This window comes from Bacteroides sp. An51A (assembly GCF_002161565.1).
Lineage (GTDB): Bacteria > Bacteroidota > Bacteroidia > Bacteroidales > Bacteroidaceae > Phocaeicola > Phocaeicola intestinalis.
The window spans coordinates 364,584-381,915 of sequence record NZ_NFIC01000004.1; the positions used below are offsets into that span (position 1 = coordinate 364,584).

The window sequence follows — 17,332 nt, forward strand, 5'->3', positions numbered from 1 at the left end:
TAGATACGCGCATGAAAAGAATCGTTTTTGCACTAAGCATGCTGGCATGTGCGACGCATATCGCTGCACAAGACATCAGCTACTACACTCCCGGAAGCGATGAAGGAATTGTCTACTTCCTTCCGAAAACGGCACTGGAGGTAAATATCATTGCCACACACATTACATACCAGCCTGGAGAACTGTGCCAATATGCCAACCAATACCTGCGGATGAACAACATAAGTTCCCAACCGGAAACGCACTGGGAAATCAAGCGGATAGAAGTACGCTCGGCAGGAGTACCCGACTCTACCAAAGCCTACATCATCAAGCTGAAAGACAAAAGTGCCATGAGCAACGTGGAACTGACCAACAACGGACTTATCAAAGCCATCAATACAACGGCACCCGACATACAAAAAGCTGAATATGTACTGGAAAAGCCTCAACACCACGAAAACCCACGCCAATACATGACCGAAGAAATACTGCTGGCCGGGTCTTCGGCAAAGATGGCAGAACTTACCGCTAAGGAAATCTACAACATACGGGAAAGCAAGAACCTCATCTTGCGAGGACAAGCAGACACCATGCCCAAAGACGGTGCATCCCTACAACTGGTCATCGACAACCTCGATAAGCAGGAGAAAGCACTGACCCGCCTCTTCAGTGGAACCACCGACCGCGAGGACAAAGTGTTCACCATCCGCATCCCTGCCAATGAGCCATTCAGCGATAAAACAGCCTTGCGTTTTTCTAGCCTGCTAGGCATACTTCCTGCCGATGACCTTGCGGGTACCCCCATCTATATCAGCTTAGCCAACACGGTTCCACTGCCTCCAACTACCACAGAAAACGAAAAGAAAAAGAAAAAACTGGAAGGAGCCATCTACAACATACCTGGGAAAGGGAAAGTAACCGTCACGTACAAAGGAAAGACCTTATTCGAAGACGAACTCCCTATCACACAGTTCGGAACGACCGAAGTTCTGGTAGAAGACCTGTTCAAGAAAGTAAACACCCGTGTCGTTTTCAATCCTGAGACAGGAAGCATCCTGAAAATTGACAAAGACTAAGAAACTGTTTTGAATTTCTCCAATTAAAAAGCCGGTTGGAACGGCAAGGCTGTTTTTTCATTCTGCCTCACCGCACCAACCGGCATCCGCATCTATATTAAGATATACTGAAAATCCGCCTATCATACAGCTACGGTTTCCTTCAACCACTCAGGCATCACCGTCGTTGAGGTTCCATCCTGTTGCTTGTAAGTTACCGTACCATCCTCGTTCATAGTCATCAATTCATAAGTCTTTCCTTCGGCTACTACATTCCACGTACGTTTCTCCGCATCGTATACTAAATTTAACGGATGGTCTACTTCGCCCAATTTCGTAATGGTATACCCGTCTTCGTTTGTACGGACTAGATATTCTCCGTCTTCTCCATGAATAACTTTTTCCGTACCTACATCAGCCATTGGATTGGAACCCGACCAAAACTCAATTGAATTTAGTACAAGCACATCTGCCAAATAAGCTACTTCATATACCGGTATGATATGAAAAGCTAAAAACACAAGCTCATTGACTGCTTTATGTCCGATTCCCATATTCCAATTTTTCAGACTATTCCATGCGCTGAATGAGCCAATACATGAAGAACATAACAAACATCCTCCTAACACAGCACACACAGCTGTCGCTTTCATCTTTTTCATCGATTCAAGTTTTAGCAATTAATTATAACACCCACAAAGATAGAACTTATTTCAAGGAAAGAAACAAAAACCACCAAAAAGAAGTATCTTTGTCGCACATTTTAGCAAATATGTAAAACTATTAAATAAAAAAACAAATGAAAGAACAAATCCAGAAACGCCTGAGCGACTCGAAAGCCGCTCGCTGGACGGCACTGTTCATCGTGTCGTTTACCATGATGTGCGGCTATTTCCTTACCGATGTCATGGCTCCTCTTGAAAACTTACTCACCACGAAAGGCAAAGTTGTTTATTTCACCGACAACACTTCCATGCCTGCCGACAGCCTGGTGGCAAAAGTGGAACTCTTTGCCGAAGCCAATGCATTATCGGCTCCCGACCTGACGGTACAGAAACTGGAAGAAGGAGCCAAATACCAATACATCGAAAACATAAACGGAAATCAGGAAACCATCAGCAAGACCATCAGCACGGTATCGACAGGTAAAGGATGGAGCAGCACGGAATACGGTTTCTTCTCAGGGGCCTACGGATACATCAATGTGTTCTTGCTGATGCTGTTTTTCGGAGGAATCATTTTAGACAAGATGGGAGTCCGTTTCACCGGCATGATGTCGTCGGGACTGATGTTTGCAGGCGCCCTGATTAAATGGTATGCCCTGAAGAACGATTTCGGCGATGCCATGTTATGGGGCATGAACCTGCAAGTAGTAATTGCAGCGTTAGGCTTCTCCATTTTCGGCATGGGAGCAGAAATTACAGGAATCACCGTATCAAAAGTCATCGTGAAATGGTTTGCCGGCAAAGAACTGGCACTTGCCATGGGACTTCAAGTAGCCATGGCACGCATCGGAACCGCCATCGCTCTGGCAGCCAGCCTGCCCATTGCACGTATGATGGGCGACATATCCGGCTCTGTCCTTATCGGAGCCATTGCCCTCTGCGTAGGTTTCGCATCTTATCTGGTCTATTGCGTGATGGACCGCAAGGAAGATGCTTCGGTATCCGCCGCCCGTGCCGAATCAGGAGAAAATCCTGAAGAAGGCTTCAAATTGTCCGATCTGAAACTTATCTTCTGTAACAAAGGTTTCTGGCTCATCACGCTGCTTTGCCTGATGTTCTATGCCGGCGTATTCCCTTTCCTGAAATTTGCCACCAAACTGATGATTTATAAATACGAAGTGCCCGAATCATTTGCCGGCCTTATTCCGGCACTGTTGCCTTTCGGTACCATCCTGCTGACTCCTGTCTTCGGTACATTATACGACCGTATCGGACGAGGCGCCACTTTAATGATTATCGGTTCGGTGATGCTAACTGCCGTACACGTACTTTTCGCCCTTCCTGTAATGAACTACTGGTGGTTTGCCGTAGTTGTAATGATTATATTAGGTATTTCCTTTTCACTGGTACCAAGTGCAATGTGGCCTTCCGTTCCTAAAATCATTCCAATGAAGCAGTTGGGTTCTGCATATGCTATCATCTTCTACATACAGAACATCGGTCTGGCCATGGTTCCTACGCTCATCGGCTATGTCATCGACCGTTTTGCCACCCAATACAATGCAGCAGGTGCCATTATCGGCTACAATTATACCATTCCCATGGTCATCTTCGCACTTTTTGGCTTGTGTGCCATCATCATCTCGTGGATGCTGAAAAGTGAAGACAGCCATAAACATTACGGGCTGGAAGAGTCAAATATCAAAAAAAGCGCTTAAAAAAACATACTATAGTATAAACTGTATTTTACCATATTCAGATGATTTAAAAGGTCGTTGTTATTTTCTTCTTCTCTCAACGCAGATAACTTCGTCTGGTGTAAGATTATTAATCTTCCGCTTGTAAGATTAATAATCTTGCAGCCTGAAGATTAATAATCTTACACCAGATGGACTTATATGCGTTTGCCGATGCACCTATATCCGTGGGCTTACACAACCGGCTGCGCCTTGAATGCACATATTGATGCCGCTAATGTATAGCCATAAGATTCTTCCCTATAATGTCGTTATACAAAAGCAATCCAGAAAACGACCAAACGTATCGCCTGAATATTTTTTCACAACCAATCTATCAGAAATTGAAGCATTTATGCATTTTGTTTCTAGAAATGTGTATTTTTGTACCAACGCGATAAATTCAAAACAGCTTCTAAGGAAGAAATAGAAAAATTATAAAACCATCAGAAAATGGCAAAAAAGAAAACCGACAAAAGCAAGAAGGTATCCTACCACTACAAGCCGGACAATATGACATTGGAACAATGGCAAATCGCCCTGCGCAGGCAAGCCGCCGAAAAAGAAAACTTCGGCATTCAAGAATTGAACGCCCAAGAATATCCCGGCTATTATATCGTAAACAATCCGGTTTCACACAATACGTACAAAGTGATTTATCGCGGAGCATTCAGCGCATGGAACTACTGTTCGTGCATGGATTTCAAAACCAGCCAGTTAGGCACATGCAAACACATAGAAGCGGTCAAGCTTTGGCTGGAAAAATCCCACAAACGGACATGCACCGATACACCAGCCTATACTTCGGTCTACCTATCCTACCGGAAGGGACGGAAAGTACGCCTGCGCATAGGGACAGACAATTCCGAAGAGTTCCAAAAGCTTGCCGAACCTTATTTCACACCTGAAGGTATCATGCGCCCCGAAGCCATCGATACAATCAATGATTTTTTCAGTAAAGCCCTGCAACTCAATAATACGTTCCGATGGTATGATGACGCGATGGACTTTATTTTAGAACAACGTGACAAGCGCAAACGGGAAAAGTTCCTTTCCGAACCCCAGGCAGACACCTTAATAGACTCCCTGCTCAAAGTCCGCCTGTTCCCTTACCAGAAAGAGGGAATCCGCTTTGCCTACCGTGCCGGGAAATCCATCATAGCCGATGAAATGGGACTGGGCAAAACCATCCAGGCTATCGGCACCGCCGAACTGATGCGCAAACAAGGCATCATATCCTCGGCACTAGTGCTCTGCCCTACTTCGTTAAAGTATCAATGGAAAAAAGAAATCGAAAGGTTCACCGATGCGCAAGCCATCGTAGTGGAAGGGAACCATTTGAAACGGAAAACACTCTATAAAGCAGCTCCTTTCTATAAGATAGTATCTTACAACAGTGTATCCAACGACATCGAAATCTTGCACGGGCTACAAACCGATTTCTTGATTATGGACGAAGTGCAACGCCTTAAAAACTGGAACACAAAAATTTCCAAAGCAGCCCGACACATCGAAGCTGAATATGCCGTAGTACTTTCGGGGACTCCACTGGAAAACAAACTGGAAGAACTCTACTCGGTAGTGCAATTCGTCGACCAATATTGTCTGGGACCATACTATAAGTTTATCAACGAAACCGTCATCAAATCGGATTCCGGAAAAGTAAAGGGATATAAAGGGCTGAATACTGTAGGTGAAAAACTACACGACATCTTGATACGCCGTAGAAAGAAAGACGTAGCCTTGCAGTTGCCCCAACGTATGGACAAAGTGTTGTTCGTACCCATGACCCAGGAGCAACAGAACATGCATGATGAGTTCCAAAGCATAGTTGCCCAACTGGTCTACAAATGGAACCGCCAACGTTTCCTGAGCGAAAAAGACCGTAAACGCCTGCTTTTGCTGATGAGCCAAATGCGCATGGTATGCGACAGCACCTATATCTTAGACCAAAAGAGCCGCTACGACACAAAGATAGACGAAGTAATGAACATTCTCAACAACGTGTTCGAAAGCGGTGACGAAAAAGTTGTGATATTCAGTCAATGGGAACGCATGACACGGCTCGTAGCTGCCGAACTGGACAAGATAAACATCCGGTACGAATACCTCCATGGAGGTGTACCTTCGGAAAAACGGAAAGACCTGATGGAAAACTTTACCTCGTTGCCCGAAAGCCGTGTGTTCATCTCTACCGATGCCGGAAGCACAGGACTGAACCTCCAAGCCGCATCTATCCTCATCAACCTCGACTTACCGTGGAATCCTGCCGTATTGGAGCAACGTATCGCCCGCATTTACCGTATCGGGCAGCAACGAAACATACAGGTCATCAACTTGGTAGCTCCCTCTTCCATCGAAGAACGCATGCTTTCTACCCTCAATTTTAAGACTTCACTCTTTGAAGGCATACTGGACAATGGCGAAGACAGCATCTTCCTGGATGATAGCAAGCTGGATAAGATCATGGAAAACATCGCGTCTGTTGTAACCGAATCGCCTAACGAAGAGAAAAAGGAAAGCGGAGACATCATTGACCCAGAAGATCGGGAAAAGCCAGCTTCACTACCCGAAAAAGACGAGAAACCGGCAGAAAACATACAGGCAGACACGTTTGATGAAGAATCTTTATCTCAAACGGAATATACACGTGCATCAGAAACACCAGAAGCCGACCGTCTGATCAGCCAAGGCGTATCGTTCTTCAACGGACTGGTACAAACGCTCAAGTCCCCCGAAGCCACACGCCGGCTCGCCGAAAGCCTGATAGAAGAAAACAAGGAAACCGGGAAGACCACTTTACGCATTCCAGTTCCTGATAAAGAAAGTGTCATCAACTTCCTCACCTTGGCGGGCAGCATATTGGCACACATCGGTGAGAAAAAGTAAAAAGCGAATCTGCCTGTTGGCTGCACACGTTTTCAGACGATATAAGTAGATGTTGAGAATTAGTTTATTAATGTGTCGGCTCAGAAACGCAGAAAATCTGCGTTTCTGGTGATATCATTTAATTTTGCACACTTACTTATCTAGAATAAGATTAAAAAAGGTTGAGATCTAGAACCTGTTTTGAATTTATCGTATGCTGGTTTAGGATGAGTTTTTCACAGCCCCTCCCGACTTTTCCTCATGGGGAGGGGCTGTGATAATATTCATAAACTCGAAAGTTGAGTGTTGAGATATGCCGTCCGGTAATATTTGGGAGACATGCCTTTGTGCGCCTTGAAATATTTCCCGAAAAAAGAAAGATTAGGAAATTTCAGCTCATTGACAAATTCCTTAATAGAAGACTGAGTATGACAAAGCATGCCCACCGTCAAGTTAGAAGTGCAACTCCTCCACCGCCTTCCTCCGTCCTTGGAGCGTAGCGGAAAGGGCGGAGGAAGGCGGTGGAAGCCCGGAATCAGGGTCATCCGGCAATACAAAATAAAAAAGGGAGACCTCTGTCTCCCACGGATTAATTACTTTTGTATTGTCTATGAAGTATAAGCACTTAACCCGTGAGCAAAGGTACGCAATTTACCTGGGACGACAAAAGGGTGAGACTCTGGAAATGATTGCTCGTTCCATAGGAGTCCACAAATCGACGGTAAGCCGTGAGATAAAGCGTAACTCCACGCCGAGCGGCAAGTATGTATGGAACAAGGCGCATGACATGGCAGAATCCCGCCGGTGTCATACGCCCGGCAACAGGGGGCTGGATGATGTGCTGCAATGGCGCATCATTGAGTTCATAAAAAACGAGCAGTGGTCTCCCCGGCAGAGGTACTTTCCAGCTATTTCTTGCAACATTCTTCTACAAAATCTGACAAGAATTAAAGAAAACCTTATATCTTTGCGCCCAAAAACCGTTTTTTAGACTTAATTACCTATCAAGATGTTGGAAAGAGACTATATCATGCGACTGATACGCCAGTTTTTCGAAGCACTCGAAAAGCTGAAAGAAAAACGAGACACAAATGACGGAACAAGCATTCAAGTGGAAACAAACAATATGTACATCTCCTATTTCCACCAGCCCGAAGCTTTCTTCTATAAAGCCGGTTCCGATATCATCATCGGGTATATGCAAGCACGGTTTTCAGAAAAAGAATATATGCAACGAATCGAACTGTTGGCTGAACTGCTCTACTTTGATTCAACTATCAAAACGTCAAAAGAACAACAAAGAATGCTGTGGGAAAAAGTGCTTGACCTGCTTACCTTTTTAGATACACATAGCGACACTTTTTCATTCGACAGAAGACGAAAGATGGAGGATATAAAGGCTTTACTTAACCCATGAAAGTCTAAAAATATTCTTTTTCAGCAAAAAAATATGTTTTTTCCTCTTAAAATACCAATCTCCTAAAAAAGTTTTTCTATATTTGCTTACAATATGATAAAACAAGACTGATTAATTCTTATGGAAAAGATTGATAATCTCGACAAACAGATTCTGGAAATCATTTCACAGAACGCACGCATCCCGTTTAAAGATGTAGCAGCAGAATGTGGCGTATCACGCGCCGCTATCCACCAACGTGTACAACGACTTATTGACCTCGGCGTAATCATCGGTTCGGGTTACCACGTAAATCCTAAAAGCTTGGGCTACAGCACCTGCACTTACGTAGGTATCAAGCTGGAAAAAGGCTCGATGTATAAAAGTGTTGTCGCTGAACTGGAGAAGATTCCCGAAATTGTAGAATGCCACTTCACCACGGGGCCTTATACGATGCTGACCAAACTTTATTCTACCGACAACGAGCACCTCATGGAATTATTGAATTCGAAAATTCAGGAAATCCCCGGAGTTACAGCTACGGAAACACTGATTTCGCTGGAGCAAAGCATCAAAAAAGAAATCCCCATCCGTAAAGGCTCGAAATGATGGACTGGCTTATAACCAATCATATCGGAGGAATCGCCATCGGCATCTGTACGTTTCTGATTATTGGGATGTTTCATCCTATAGTCATCAAAGCCGAATACTACTTCGGCACAAGGTGCTGGTGGTGGTTCCTTGTGTTGGGAATTGCAGGAATCATTGGCTCTGTGCTGGTAAACGACCTCTTGATAGCAAGCCTGTTGGGAGTATTTGCTTTTTCCTCATTCTGGAGCATTAAAGAGATATTCGAACAGCGCGAGCGTGTATTAAAAGGCTGGTTTCCAATGAATCCTAAACGGGAACAAGAATACCGATAAGTATTTGCCATTTAGAACTTACAATTTACAAATATGAATGTCTGCAATTAGCCTCAATAATTATATGCCAGATTAAAGATACTTACTTTGCCAATGCAGATATATTATTGATGGAATGCAGACATCGTAAATTGTAAACTGCGACTTATAATCAGCCGTTATCTATCGCTTCATATTTTTGTAAAGGCAATTCGCCTTTCAAAACTCCCAAAGCATTCATCGCCAAAGCTCCCATTTCATCCTCACCAGGAATTACTACGATACGCGCCAACCCTTCTATCCATTCGCGCAACAAAGAAACCACATACGCATTATGGGCTATTCCTCCTGTCAAAATAATGGCATCGGTATGTCCATGAAGTGCCACGTGCATTGCCCCGATCTGTTTGGCAACGGTATAAACCATCGCTTCGAGTACCTGCTTATGACGGACATTACCGGCATGCACCCAACGCACAATAGTCTGTACATCGGTTGTACCTAAATAGGCGAGCAGCCCTCCCCTGCCATTCAGCATCTTATGGATTTCTTTCTGCGTGTACTTGCCACTGAAGCACAAATCGACCAACTGACGCGCGGGAATAGTTCCGGCACGCTCGGGACTGAACGGACCTTCACCATCCAAAGCATTGTTAACATCGACTACCTTGCCGTGACGATGCGCACTGACCGAAATGCCCCCTCCCAAATGAGCTACCACCAAATCGAGTTCCTCATAATGCTTCTGAATAGAAGCTGCATACCGGCGAGATACGGCACGACTGTTTAAAGCATGAAAAACAGACTGGCGGGGAATTTCAGGAATACCCGAAAAACGTGCCACATCGCGCAACTCGTCGGTCACTACCGGATCGGCAATGAACGAAGGGCAACCTATCTGACTGGCAAATTCGTCTGCCATCGGTGCAGCAAGATTGGAAGCATGTTCTACCGAAGCATGCCACAAATCGTACTTGATTTGCTCATTAATTTGATACACCCCTCCCGGCGTAGGACGCAATAAGCCTCCCCGCCCGATAATGGCATCAAACGCCATCGGTATACCTGCCCGTTGCAGAGCATCAAGCACATGCATGCGCCGGTACTCATATTGCTCGTTGATATGATGAAACCTTGCCAATTCTTTAGCAGAATGAAAGACACTTTCGCGCCAGACCTGTTCCAAATCCTCGTAAACCGCCAGCTTGGTAGAAGTAGAACCAGGGTTGATAACCAGTATTTTCATAACGTATCTTGATTTAAGTTTCCTGCCAGACATGCCAACACCAAGCTATAAAACTTGGAGTTGCCCGAATCGCTGCGCGAAGGCACTACTACCGGAGCTATGGTGCCGGTAAGCATCCCTGCCATATTGGCATCGCCGAACAAGGAAAGGGTTTTATAAAAAGTATTGCCTGCCTCAATATTGGGAAATATCAGCACATCGGCATTACCTACTACGGGCGAAGACAATCCCTTGATTTCGCCGCTATGCCTGTCACAAGCCGTCTTGGCATCCATCGGACCGTCAATGAACACTTTTCCGAAACGACCTTGCAGAGCCTCTTCCTTCAAGTGAACATAACTCAGCGTATGAGGAAACTTCTCATTCACCTTCTCCGAACAATGAATCAAGGCGATACGCGGCTGCTCATTACCCAGTTCACGACACAATGCCACGTCACATGATATCATTGCACGAAACTGTTCGAGCGTGGGACGAGGGATAACCGCCGCATCCGAGAACAACAGCAACTTGTGATACAAAGGCACTTGTGCCACCGCCACATGGCTCAGCACACCGCCCGGAGGAAGCAGTCCCACCTCTTTCTTCAGCACAGCCCGCAACAGATTATCAGTATTTATCAAACCTTTCATCAAGATATCAGCCTCGCCTGTACGTACCAATTCCACTGCCAAAGCCGCAGCTTCATCAGGCGTGGAAGCTTCGTATATCCTGACAAAATCGGGAGATGCCCCACGCAGCTGGTAAGCCATATCCTTATGGGCCGAATCGATTACCAACAGAAACTCGGCGATTTCTTCGCGCAAGCTACGAATAATGACGTATTCCGTATGAGGGTCATTCGGACAAACCACCGCCACTCGCCGCCGGATGCACGACGAACGCAGACGGTTTACCACTTGTGAGAGGGTTCGAAGCAGTTCCATACCATCAGATTTTTGGCAAAGATGAGAAATAAATCTGAATTTATCCCTATCTTTGCCTTGATTCCACCAAAGATTTAACTTATGAAAACGTTTCAAACATTTGACATCGAATCCACATACCGTGCACTTCACAGCCGGTTCCCCAATCATAATAGTGCCCCCGTTATTGGCATCACCGGAAACTTCAGCGAAGGAAATCTAAGCCTTGCACCAGGATATTATGCTTCCATTCTGAAAGCCGGAGGTGTTCCGCTTATTATACCACCATTCGAAAACGATAACATTTTGATAAACCTCCTTGACTATATAGACGGACTCTTATTAAGTGGAGGAGGAGATATCAATCCTTTATTCCTGAAAGAAGAACCAGTAAAAGAATTACACAATATAAATCCTTATCGTGACCAGCAGGAATTACTGATAGCCCGTCTGGCAGCCAATCGCCAAATACCCATGCTAGGTATTTGCAGGGGCATACAGATAATGAACGCCGCATTGGGAGGAAGCCTATACCAAGATATTTATTCACAGACCGGAAGCGAACTCATCAAACACAACCAGGACCTGGACCGTGCATATGCCTCACATACCGTCCGGATAGCAACTGACAGCCAGCTTGCTAAAATTATGGGGCAGAACACTTTGCCTGTCAATTCATTCCATCATCAGGCAGTAAAAGAACCAGCTCCTGGCTTCCGCATATCTGCAACGTCCGCCGATGGCATTATCGAAGCCATTGAAAGTACTGAAGGCAAATCAATGCTCGGCGTGCAATGGCACCCAGAATGTTTCATCCTGAATGGCGACGAATGCATGATGCCCCTCTTCAACTGGCTCTTACAAGAAGCAGACTCTTTCCGGCAAGCCAAAGCACTGCATCAACGAATATTGACACTAGACTCTCATTGCGACACTCCAATGTTCTTCGAACAAGGCATCAACTTTGCCACACGAGACCCGAAGATAAAGGTTGACTTACACAAAATGACGGAAGGACGGCAAGATGCCACCATCATGGTAGCCTACCTCCCGCAGAAAGAACGTACCGATGAAGCCTTACTGGCAGCTACCGCTAAAGCCGACCAGTTATTGAACGAGATAGAACACATGGTAGCCATGAATTGTACCGCCATCGACATTGCCTATACCCCCAAAGACCTGTACCGGCTGAAACAAGCCGGCAAGAAAGCCATTATGCTGGGTATCGAAAACGGATATGCTATCGGAAAAGACCTAAGCAACATTGAACGTTTCCGCAAACGAGGAGTAGTATACATGACCTTGTGTCACAATGGGAACAACGACATCTGCGGTTCAGCACGATACAACGAAGGAAACCTGGGCGTAAGCGATTTCGGCGAACAGGTCATCCACGAAATGAACCGTGTAGGTATGTTGGTCGACTTATCGCACGCAGGCGAACAGAGTTTCTACGATGCACTGGATATCAGCTGCCAACCCGTAGTCTGCTCACACTCTTCCAGCCGGGCTCTATGTGACCATCCACGTAATCTGACCGATGAGCAACTGAAAGCCATTGCCCGCAAAGACGGCGTGGTACAACTCTGCCTATATGGTGGTTTTCTCCGTACAGACCGTCCGGCTACCCTTGATGATGCAATCGAACATTTACATCACATCGTCAACCTCATAGGAGTAGACCATGTAGGCATCGGTACCGATTTTGATGGAGATGGGGGTATCATCGGTTGCAACGACTCGTCTGAGTTGATAAACTTTACCCGCAAATTGTTATATGAACGATACAGCGAAGAAGACATCCAACTGATTTGGGGAGGCAATTTCCTGCGGGTAATGCAACAAGCACAAAAAATTTAGTGTCTTATACTGATATGATTTACATCGTTCTGTTTTAAGAAGCTGTTTTGAATTTCTCCAAAAAGTTTTTCTTGGCTTGATGTATCCGTTTTCGTGTGTGCTTTGGGCGATTTTTTGGTCTTTTTCGCTCCTGTTCTTCGTCAGATAGCCCGCTATCTTCCTCATCACAGAAGCGAAAATGCCTCAAAAACTCATCCCAAATCATCGCACGATAAATTCAAAACAGCTTCTTAAATTAATCAAAGAAAAATGTTATGGGCATTTATAATCAAATTCCCAAAGCCATATAATTGAAATATCTGATTGGATTATATTATCAATCCAGCCATCATCCTTTTATGGTTTCCATATCAAAACCGTACGTTCTCCAATTGAAAACCGTACGTTCTCGATATGGAAACCGTACGGTTTTGATATGGAGAACGTAAAAGGAAGACAGCTTGAAACAGATACTGAACCTTTCAATCATACATTGATTCATATCCGCTAAACAAATTTATCGGAAATCTCTGGAATATCCGCCGAATTGCAGCAGATTAACGCAACAGGATTTGATAATTAGGGAGTTAGAGGAAAAACGCAGAAGTTGGGCAGACAGTTGAAAACCGTCTTAAAGCAGATTAAAGCAAAAGAACGGTTTCCTAATCATTACCCGATGAAAGTGCAGATTTAACAGTCCCTATTTCATTTTGCGGCGTTCTGCGCAGCTTTGCTTATCAATAGGTAACTCGTTGATTTATAGTTTTGCAACCAAAAAGAAACGAGTATGGCAAGAAGCACATTCAAGGTGCTGTTCTACGTGAACGGCAGTAAGGAAAAGAACGGAATTGTCCCCATCATGGGACGAGTTACAATCAACGGAACGGTAGCACAGTTTAGCTGCAAGCGAGCTATCCCGAAAGAGCTTTGGGATGCCAAAGGGAACAAGGCAAAGGGTAAGAGTATGGAAGCGAGGGAAACCAATCTTGCGCTTGACAACATCAAGGCTCAAATCATCAAGCATTACCAGCGTATATCCGACCGTGAAGCGTATGTAACGGCAGAAATGGTACGCAATGCCTATCAGGGATTGGGCGGTGAGTATGAAACGTTGCTCGGTGCTTTCGACAAGGAAAATGAAGTGTTCAAGAAGCGTGTCGGAAAAGACAGGGTCAGGGCTACCTATATGGCAAGGGTACGGGCAAGAAACCATGTGGCGGCATTCATCAGGTCACATTACAAGCGGAACGACATCTCCATGCCTGAACTTACGCCCGACTTCATCAAGGAGTTCGCCGTGTTCCTTTCCAACGAAGCCGGACTGCACAACGGTTCGATATGGGAAAACTGCATGTGGCTGAAAGGTGTGGTGATGCGGGCGCATTTCAACGGACATATACCGAGAAATCCGTTTGCCCAGTTCCATATAAGCCCGAACACAAAAGAGCGTGAATATCTGACGGAGAATGAGTTGAAAACATTGATGGAATTTCAGTTCAAAGACCCCAAGAACTCCTATCTCCGTGATATTTTTGTTTTCGCCAGTTTTACCGCCCTCTCATTCGTGGATATAAAGGAATTAAGCAACGACCAAATTGTGGAAGTGAACGGTGAGAAATGGATTATTTCCAAACGACACAAGACGGGTGTACCGTTTCAGGTGAAGCTGCTGGATATTCCCTTGCAGATAATCGAGCGTTACAAGGCTTTTCAGGAAAACAATCTTGTATTTCCCAATCTCAACTATTGGTCAATATGCAAGCGTATGGGAAAGATGATAAAGGAATGCGGTATTACCAAGAAAATCAGCTTTCACTGCTCCAGGCACGGGTTTGCGACCCTGGCTCTCAGCAAAGGGATGCCAATCGAGAGCGTCAGCCGTATTTTGGGGCATACGAACATTGAGACCACGCAAATCTATGCGAAGATAACCGTACAGAAATTGGATAATGATCTCACGATGCTGGGCGACAAGCTGAGCAAATCATTCGGGAACGTGAAAATGGCAGGGATATGAAACGGGAAATAATCACAACGGACAGCTATGGTAGAATTACCATACCATCTGATACAGGTAATATATGGATGAATGAAATGGAGCTGGTAGAGCTGTTTGGGGTAATCGCCCCGACGCTCCGTGCCGCCATTCGTGCCGTGTACAAGTGTGGAGTTTTGAATCCTCTTGAAGCTGAAAAACGTATCAAGCTGCCCAACGGCTATTATGCGGACATGTATGCCTTGCCGATGGTGGTGGCACTCGCTTTTCGCATTGACACGTCAGGTGCCGCAACGGTTCGCAATGCACTGCTGGAAAGATTGTGCCGACGAAAAGAAAAACAAGTCCTGCTGGTGTCAGTGAATAACAGAATGCCGAATAAATGTTAGAATGAACTTTTTATGTTCAGTCATTTGATGATTAACGGTTTAATCTGACGTAGTGACGACAAGAAGTCATTGAATCCGTAAATCGGTACATCAGTCAATCTGTAATTATCTGCAACAACCAGTCCCCGAAGAAGTGCATATTCCACGACTTCGGGCTTTTTTATCTCCTTTTATCTGAAAGAGCCACCCGTTTATACTGCTTTTTCTTTTGGCATGACCTATTTTGCGCCGTTCTGCATAGATTTGCGTATCAAGATTTTACCGACACTTCCGTAGATTTGCAACCATGTTTAATCCGTTGCCGACAGAATGTAGGCAGCACTAAAACCTGTATCAAAAACATGAAGAAAAAAAGAAATCATTTGCGTAGGTACAATTCTCTACAAGATTGTGAATCGGGATTGTCATTATTCGCCGATTGAGAGGAATAGGACGTTACTACACGGTAAACAAAATACAGCTGGAAAAATTCTGATATTTTGATGAGATGATGAAAGTATATATAAACATAAAGAGAAACAGCAACTTACGTCTTCATCAACCTTTCAACAAGAGAATCGGGCTGATGAAAAAAGAAAGGACACACCGCACTCTACATCACTTTTTTGGGGCGAGTGGTTTGATGAAACGATGATGAACATATATCATTTTGGTTATCAGTTTATTATCCTGTCAACTCATCAATTCATCGGATTTTCATCCGCCAACAAGTCTGCGGGACAAACGGATGGAAGGAAATGCCACTATCTGCAGACAGGTCGGTCGGACATCCGACCTGCCTGCTGTCCGACCAGCCGACAAGGAAAGGTGTATCATATCAATGAAAAGAAAAGGTCTGCCTATCCGCTGGTACTCTCACAGGCTTTTGAGAACAGAAAAGCCATAGCTCATTAGGGCATTTTCTTTACGCAGTGCAGGCACCGCTAAAAATGCCCCAATGAGCCAACGGGGTTACACCCCTCTGGACACCCCCGTTTGCCATGCGGCATGACCGCAGCAGACGGAAACCAACAAACCAAATTGTCAAACCTGAAAACGAAAAACAAGCATGGGATATATAAGCATTCAAATCAACAAAGCGAAAGGCTCGGCTGACACGGGCGCATCCGACCACATAGAACGTAAGACCATACCCAAGAACGCAGACCCTACACGTACACATCTCAACCGTGAACTAGTGGAGTTCCCTGATGGAGTGTCCGACCGTACCGAAGCGATAAGCCACCGTATCCGTACGGCAGGCATCAAACGTAAGATAAGCCCCGACCAAGTGCGGGCAATTAGAATCGTGCTTTCGGGTACGCACGAGGATATGATGAAAATACAGGACGAGGGCAGACTGGACGAGTGGTGCGACGACAACCTGCAATGGCTGCACCGCACGTTCGGAAAGGAGAACACCGTATCGGCAGTGCTGCACATGGACGAGCATACGCCGCACATCCATGCAACGGTCGTGCCGATAGTGACGGGCGAGCGCAGGAAAGCGAGGAAGAAGCAGGCGGAGGGCAAACACACCTACCGCAAGAAAGCCAATGCCGTGCGTCTGTGTGCCGATGATGTGCTGACACGTGAGAAGCTGGTAACATATCACGACAGTTATGCAAAAGCAATGGAGAAATATGGCTTGCAACGTGGTGTGCGTGGCTCGGAAGCACGCCATACGACAACCGCCCAATACTACCGTGATTTGAAACGGAAGACGGGTGAACTTGAAGCCAACATGCTGCAGTTACAGACCGAGCAACAACAGGCAGAGCAACAGCTTGACGAGGTAAGGCAGGAAGTCAAGTCGGAGAAACTGGAAGTAGCCAAGACAGAAGCGAAAGCCGCATTCGTGGCAAAGGTCGGTTCTCTTTTCGGTGGTGGTAAGTTGAAAGAGTTTGAACATAGAAATGAAGATTTGCAAAAACGCATACAGGAACTTGAAGAAGAAGCCATACAACGAGAGGAACAACATAGCAAGCAGATACAGGAAATGAAGAATGCTTACGAACGACAATACCGCAAATTGTCGGAATTTACGGATTTTGTCAAACGCTACTTCCCTTATGTGGAAAAGCTGATGCCTACTATCAAGTTTTTGCGTGATACTCTGAATTTTGGCGATGGGCTAATCAAAAAGCTGTGCATGTTCAAGGATGTCACCATTAAAGGCGAACTCTATTCTACAGAGTTCCGACAGCACTTTAAGACTGATGGCTCAGTTTGTTCACTTATAGAAACCTCAGATGGAAAATTTGACCTCAAAATAGATGGCGTTTCACATGTAATTTGGTTCAGACGCAAGAAATACGAGTTTATGAAAGCATTGGGATTACCGAAACAGGAACAACAGAGTAAAAAACTATAA

16 protein-coding genes and 1 pseudogene are annotated in these 17,332 nt (G+C 45.2%); 12 read left to right on the forward strand and 5 right to left on the reverse strand.

The window, feature by feature from the left end:
• Positions 1 to 11: 11 nt before the first annotated feature.
• The gene (locus B5G04_RS09995) at positions 12 to 1,058 is read left to right on the forward strand and encodes a DUF4831 family protein (RefSeq protein ID WP_087396995.1); all 1,047 of its coding nucleotides are present in this window, start codon (positions 12 to 14) and stop codon (positions 1,056 to 1,058) included.
• A gap of 122 nt (positions 1,059 to 1,180) precedes the next feature.
• Here the strand turns inward: B5G04_RS09995 and B5G04_RS10000 are convergent, their stop codons facing one another.
• Positions 1,181 to 1,699, reverse strand: a complete 519-nt coding sequence (locus B5G04_RS10000) for a DUF3332 domain-containing protein (protein ID WP_087210656.1) — start codon at positions 1,697 to 1,699, stop codon at positions 1,181 to 1,183.
• Between the two features lie 137 nt (positions 1,700 to 1,836).
• On the opposite strand from B5G04_RS10000, the gene B5G04_RS10005 reads away from it, so the two are divergent.
• Together B5G04_RS10005 and B5G04_RS10010 are read left to right on the forward strand one after the other, a co-directional pair.
• Positions 1,837 to 3,420 carry an MFS transporter gene (locus B5G04_RS10005; RefSeq protein WP_087396997.1) on the forward strand — a complete coding sequence of 528 codons (1,584 nt, stop codon included), beginning with the start codon at positions 1,837 to 1,839 and terminating at the stop codon, positions 3,418 to 3,420.
• A 471-nt stretch (positions 3,421 to 3,891) separates the two neighbouring features.
• The gene (locus tag B5G04_RS10010; RefSeq protein ID WP_022040977.1) at positions 3,892 to 6,327 is read left to right on the forward strand and encodes a DEAD/DEAH box helicase; all 2,436 of its coding nucleotides are present in this window, start codon (positions 3,892 to 3,894) and stop codon (positions 6,325 to 6,327) included.
• 263 nt (positions 6,328 to 6,590) lie between these two features.
• On the opposite strand, the pseudogene B5G04_RS20500 reads toward B5G04_RS10010, so the two are convergent.
• Positions 6,591 to 6,746, reverse strand: a pseudogene (locus tag B5G04_RS20500) (AraC family transcriptional regulator); the annotation flags it as partial.
• A gap of 170 nt (positions 6,747 to 6,916) precedes the next feature.
• On the opposite strand from B5G04_RS20500, the gene B5G04_RS10015 reads away from it, so the two are divergent.
• The 4 genes from B5G04_RS10015 (at position 6,917) to B5G04_RS10030 (ending at position 8,625) form a co-directional block, all read left to right on the forward strand.
• Positions 6,917 to 7,297 carry a helix-turn-helix domain-containing protein gene (locus B5G04_RS10015; protein WP_087396999.1) on the forward strand — a complete coding sequence of 127 codons (381 nt, stop codon included), beginning with the start codon at positions 6,917 to 6,919 and terminating at the stop codon, positions 7,295 to 7,297.
• 18 nt (positions 7,298 to 7,315) lie between these two features.
• The gene (locus B5G04_RS10020; protein WP_087397001.1) at positions 7,316 to 7,723 is read left to right on the forward strand and encodes a hypothetical protein; all 408 of its coding nucleotides are present in this window, start codon (positions 7,316 to 7,318) and stop codon (positions 7,721 to 7,723) included.
• A gap of 120 nt (positions 7,724 to 7,843) precedes the next feature.
• Positions 7,844 to 8,311 (forward strand): Lrp/AsnC ligand binding domain-containing protein, encoded by a 468-nt coding sequence (locus B5G04_RS10025; RefSeq protein WP_022040984.1) that lies wholly within the window; start codon positions 7,844 to 7,846, stop codon positions 8,309 to 8,311.
• On the forward strand, positions 8,311 to 8,625 hold the full coding sequence (locus B5G04_RS10030) for a DUF4491 family protein (protein WP_022040985.1): 315 nt from the start codon (positions 8,311 to 8,313) through the stop codon (positions 8,623 to 8,625). Before B5G04_RS10025 ends, B5G04_RS10030 begins: the two co-directional genes overlap by 1 nt.
• Positions 8,626 to 8,776: 151 nt before the next feature.
• On the opposite strand, the gene buk is transcribed toward B5G04_RS10030, so the two are convergent.
• Both buk and B5G04_RS10040 read right to left on the reverse strand, forming a co-directional pair.
• Positions 8,777 to 9,850: a butyrate kinase gene (gene buk / locus B5G04_RS10035; protein WP_087213275.1), complete on the reverse strand. Its 1,074-nt coding sequence runs from the start codon at positions 9,848 to 9,850 to the stop codon at positions 8,777 to 8,779.
• On the reverse strand, positions 9,847 to 10,776 hold the full coding sequence (locus tag B5G04_RS10040; RefSeq protein ID WP_087251697.1) for a phosphate acyltransferase: 930 nt from the start codon (positions 10,774 to 10,776) through the stop codon (positions 9,847 to 9,849). The genes buk and B5G04_RS10040 overlap by 4 nt, the downstream gene beginning before the upstream one ends.
• 81 nt (positions 10,777 to 10,857) lie before the next feature.
• Between B5G04_RS10040 and B5G04_RS10045 the strand changes: the two genes are divergently transcribed.
• Positions 10,858 to 12,615 carry a gamma-glutamyl-gamma-aminobutyrate hydrolase family protein gene (locus tag B5G04_RS10045; protein ID WP_087397003.1) on the forward strand — a complete coding sequence of 586 codons (1,758 nt, stop codon included), beginning with the start codon at positions 10,858 to 10,860 and terminating at the stop codon, positions 12,613 to 12,615.
• A gap of 34 nt (positions 12,616 to 12,649) precedes the next feature.
• On the opposite strand, the gene B5G04_RS19810 is transcribed toward B5G04_RS10045, so the two are convergent.
• A complete protein-coding gene (locus B5G04_RS19810; protein WP_158098125.1) occupies positions 12,650 to 12,820 on the reverse strand; it encodes a hypothetical protein in 171 nt (56 codons plus the stop codon).
• A 561-nt stretch (positions 12,821 to 13,381) separates the two neighbouring features.
• Here B5G04_RS19810 and B5G04_RS10055 point away from each other — a divergent pair.
• The 4 genes from B5G04_RS10055 to mobV all read left to right on the forward strand — a co-directional run bounded on the left by B5G04_RS10055 (position 13,382) and on the right by mobV (position 17,332).
• Positions 13,382 to 14,611, forward strand: a complete 1,230-nt coding sequence (locus B5G04_RS10055) for a site-specific integrase (protein ID WP_087397007.1) — start codon at positions 13,382 to 13,384, stop codon at positions 14,609 to 14,611.
• The gene (locus B5G04_RS10060) at positions 14,608 to 14,979 is read left to right on the forward strand and encodes a hypothetical protein (protein WP_087208182.1); all 372 of its coding nucleotides are present in this window, start codon (positions 14,608 to 14,610) and stop codon (positions 14,977 to 14,979) included. Before B5G04_RS10055 ends, B5G04_RS10060 begins: the two co-directional genes overlap by 4 nt.
• A 630-nt stretch (positions 14,980 to 15,609) precedes the next feature.
• Positions 15,610 to 15,873, forward strand: coding sequence for a hypothetical protein (locus B5G04_RS20510; RefSeq protein WP_087397009.1), 264 nt, complete (start codon positions 15,610 to 15,612; stop codon positions 15,871 to 15,873).
• A gap of 154 nt (positions 15,874 to 16,027) precedes the next feature.
• Positions 16,028 to 17,332, forward strand: coding sequence for a MobV family relaxase (mobV, locus tag B5G04_RS10070; RefSeq protein WP_087397011.1), 1,305 nt, complete (start codon positions 16,028 to 16,030; stop codon positions 17,330 to 17,332).

Bases quoted from the DNA above. Each gene is read 5' to 3' on its own strand.
- B5G04_RS09995 (WP_087396995.1), top strand. From the start codon at position 12: ATGAAAAGAATCGTTTTTGCACTAAGCATGCTGGCATGTGCGACGCAT.
- B5G04_RS10000 (WP_087210656.1), bottom strand. From the start codon at position 1,699: ATGAAAAAGATGAAAGCGACAGCTGTGTGTGCTGTGTTAGGAGGATGT.
- B5G04_RS10005 (WP_087396997.1), top strand. From the start codon at position 1,837: ATGAAAGAACAAATCCAGAAACGCCTGAGCGACTCGAAAGCCGCTCGC.
- B5G04_RS10010 (WP_022040977.1), top strand. From the start codon at position 3,892: ATGGCAAAAAAGAAAACCGACAAAAGCAAGAAGGTATCCTACCACTAC.
- B5G04_RS10015 (WP_087396999.1), top strand. From the start codon at position 6,917: ATGAAGTATAAGCACTTAACCCGTGAGCAAAGGTACGCAATTTACCTG.
- B5G04_RS10020 (WP_087397001.1), top strand. From the start codon at position 7,316: ATGTTGGAAAGAGACTATATCATGCGACTGATACGCCAGTTTTTCGAA.
- B5G04_RS10025 (WP_022040984.1), top strand. From the start codon at position 7,844: ATGGAAAAGATTGATAATCTCGACAAACAGATTCTGGAAATCATTTCA.
- B5G04_RS10030 (WP_022040985.1), top strand. From the start codon at position 8,311: ATGGACTGGCTTATAACCAATCATATCGGAGGAATCGCCATCGGCATC.
- buk (WP_087213275.1), bottom strand. From the start codon at position 9,850: ATGAAAATACTGGTTATCAACCCTGGTTCTACTTCTACCAAGCTGGCG.
- B5G04_RS10040 (WP_087251697.1), bottom strand. From the start codon at position 10,776: ATGGAACTGCTTCGAACCCTCTCACAAGTGGTAAACCGTCTGCGTTCG.
- B5G04_RS10045 (WP_087397003.1), top strand. From the start codon at position 10,858: ATGAAAACGTTTCAAACATTTGACATCGAATCCACATACCGTGCACTT.
- B5G04_RS19810 (WP_158098125.1), bottom strand. From the start codon at position 12,820: ATGATTTGGGATGAGTTTTTGAGGCATTTTCGCTTCTGTGATGAGGAA.
- B5G04_RS10055 (WP_087397007.1), top strand. From the start codon at position 13,382: ATGGCAAGAAGCACATTCAAGGTGCTGTTCTACGTGAACGGCAGTAAG.
- B5G04_RS10060 (WP_087208182.1), top strand. From the start codon at position 14,608: ATGAAACGGGAAATAATCACAACGGACAGCTATGGTAGAATTACCATA.
- B5G04_RS20510 (WP_087397009.1), top strand. From the start codon at position 15,610: ATGATGAACATATATCATTTTGGTTATCAGTTTATTATCCTGTCAACT.
- mobV (WP_087397011.1), top strand. From the start codon at position 16,028: ATGGGATATATAAGCATTCAAATCAACAAAGCGAAAGGCTCGGCTGAC.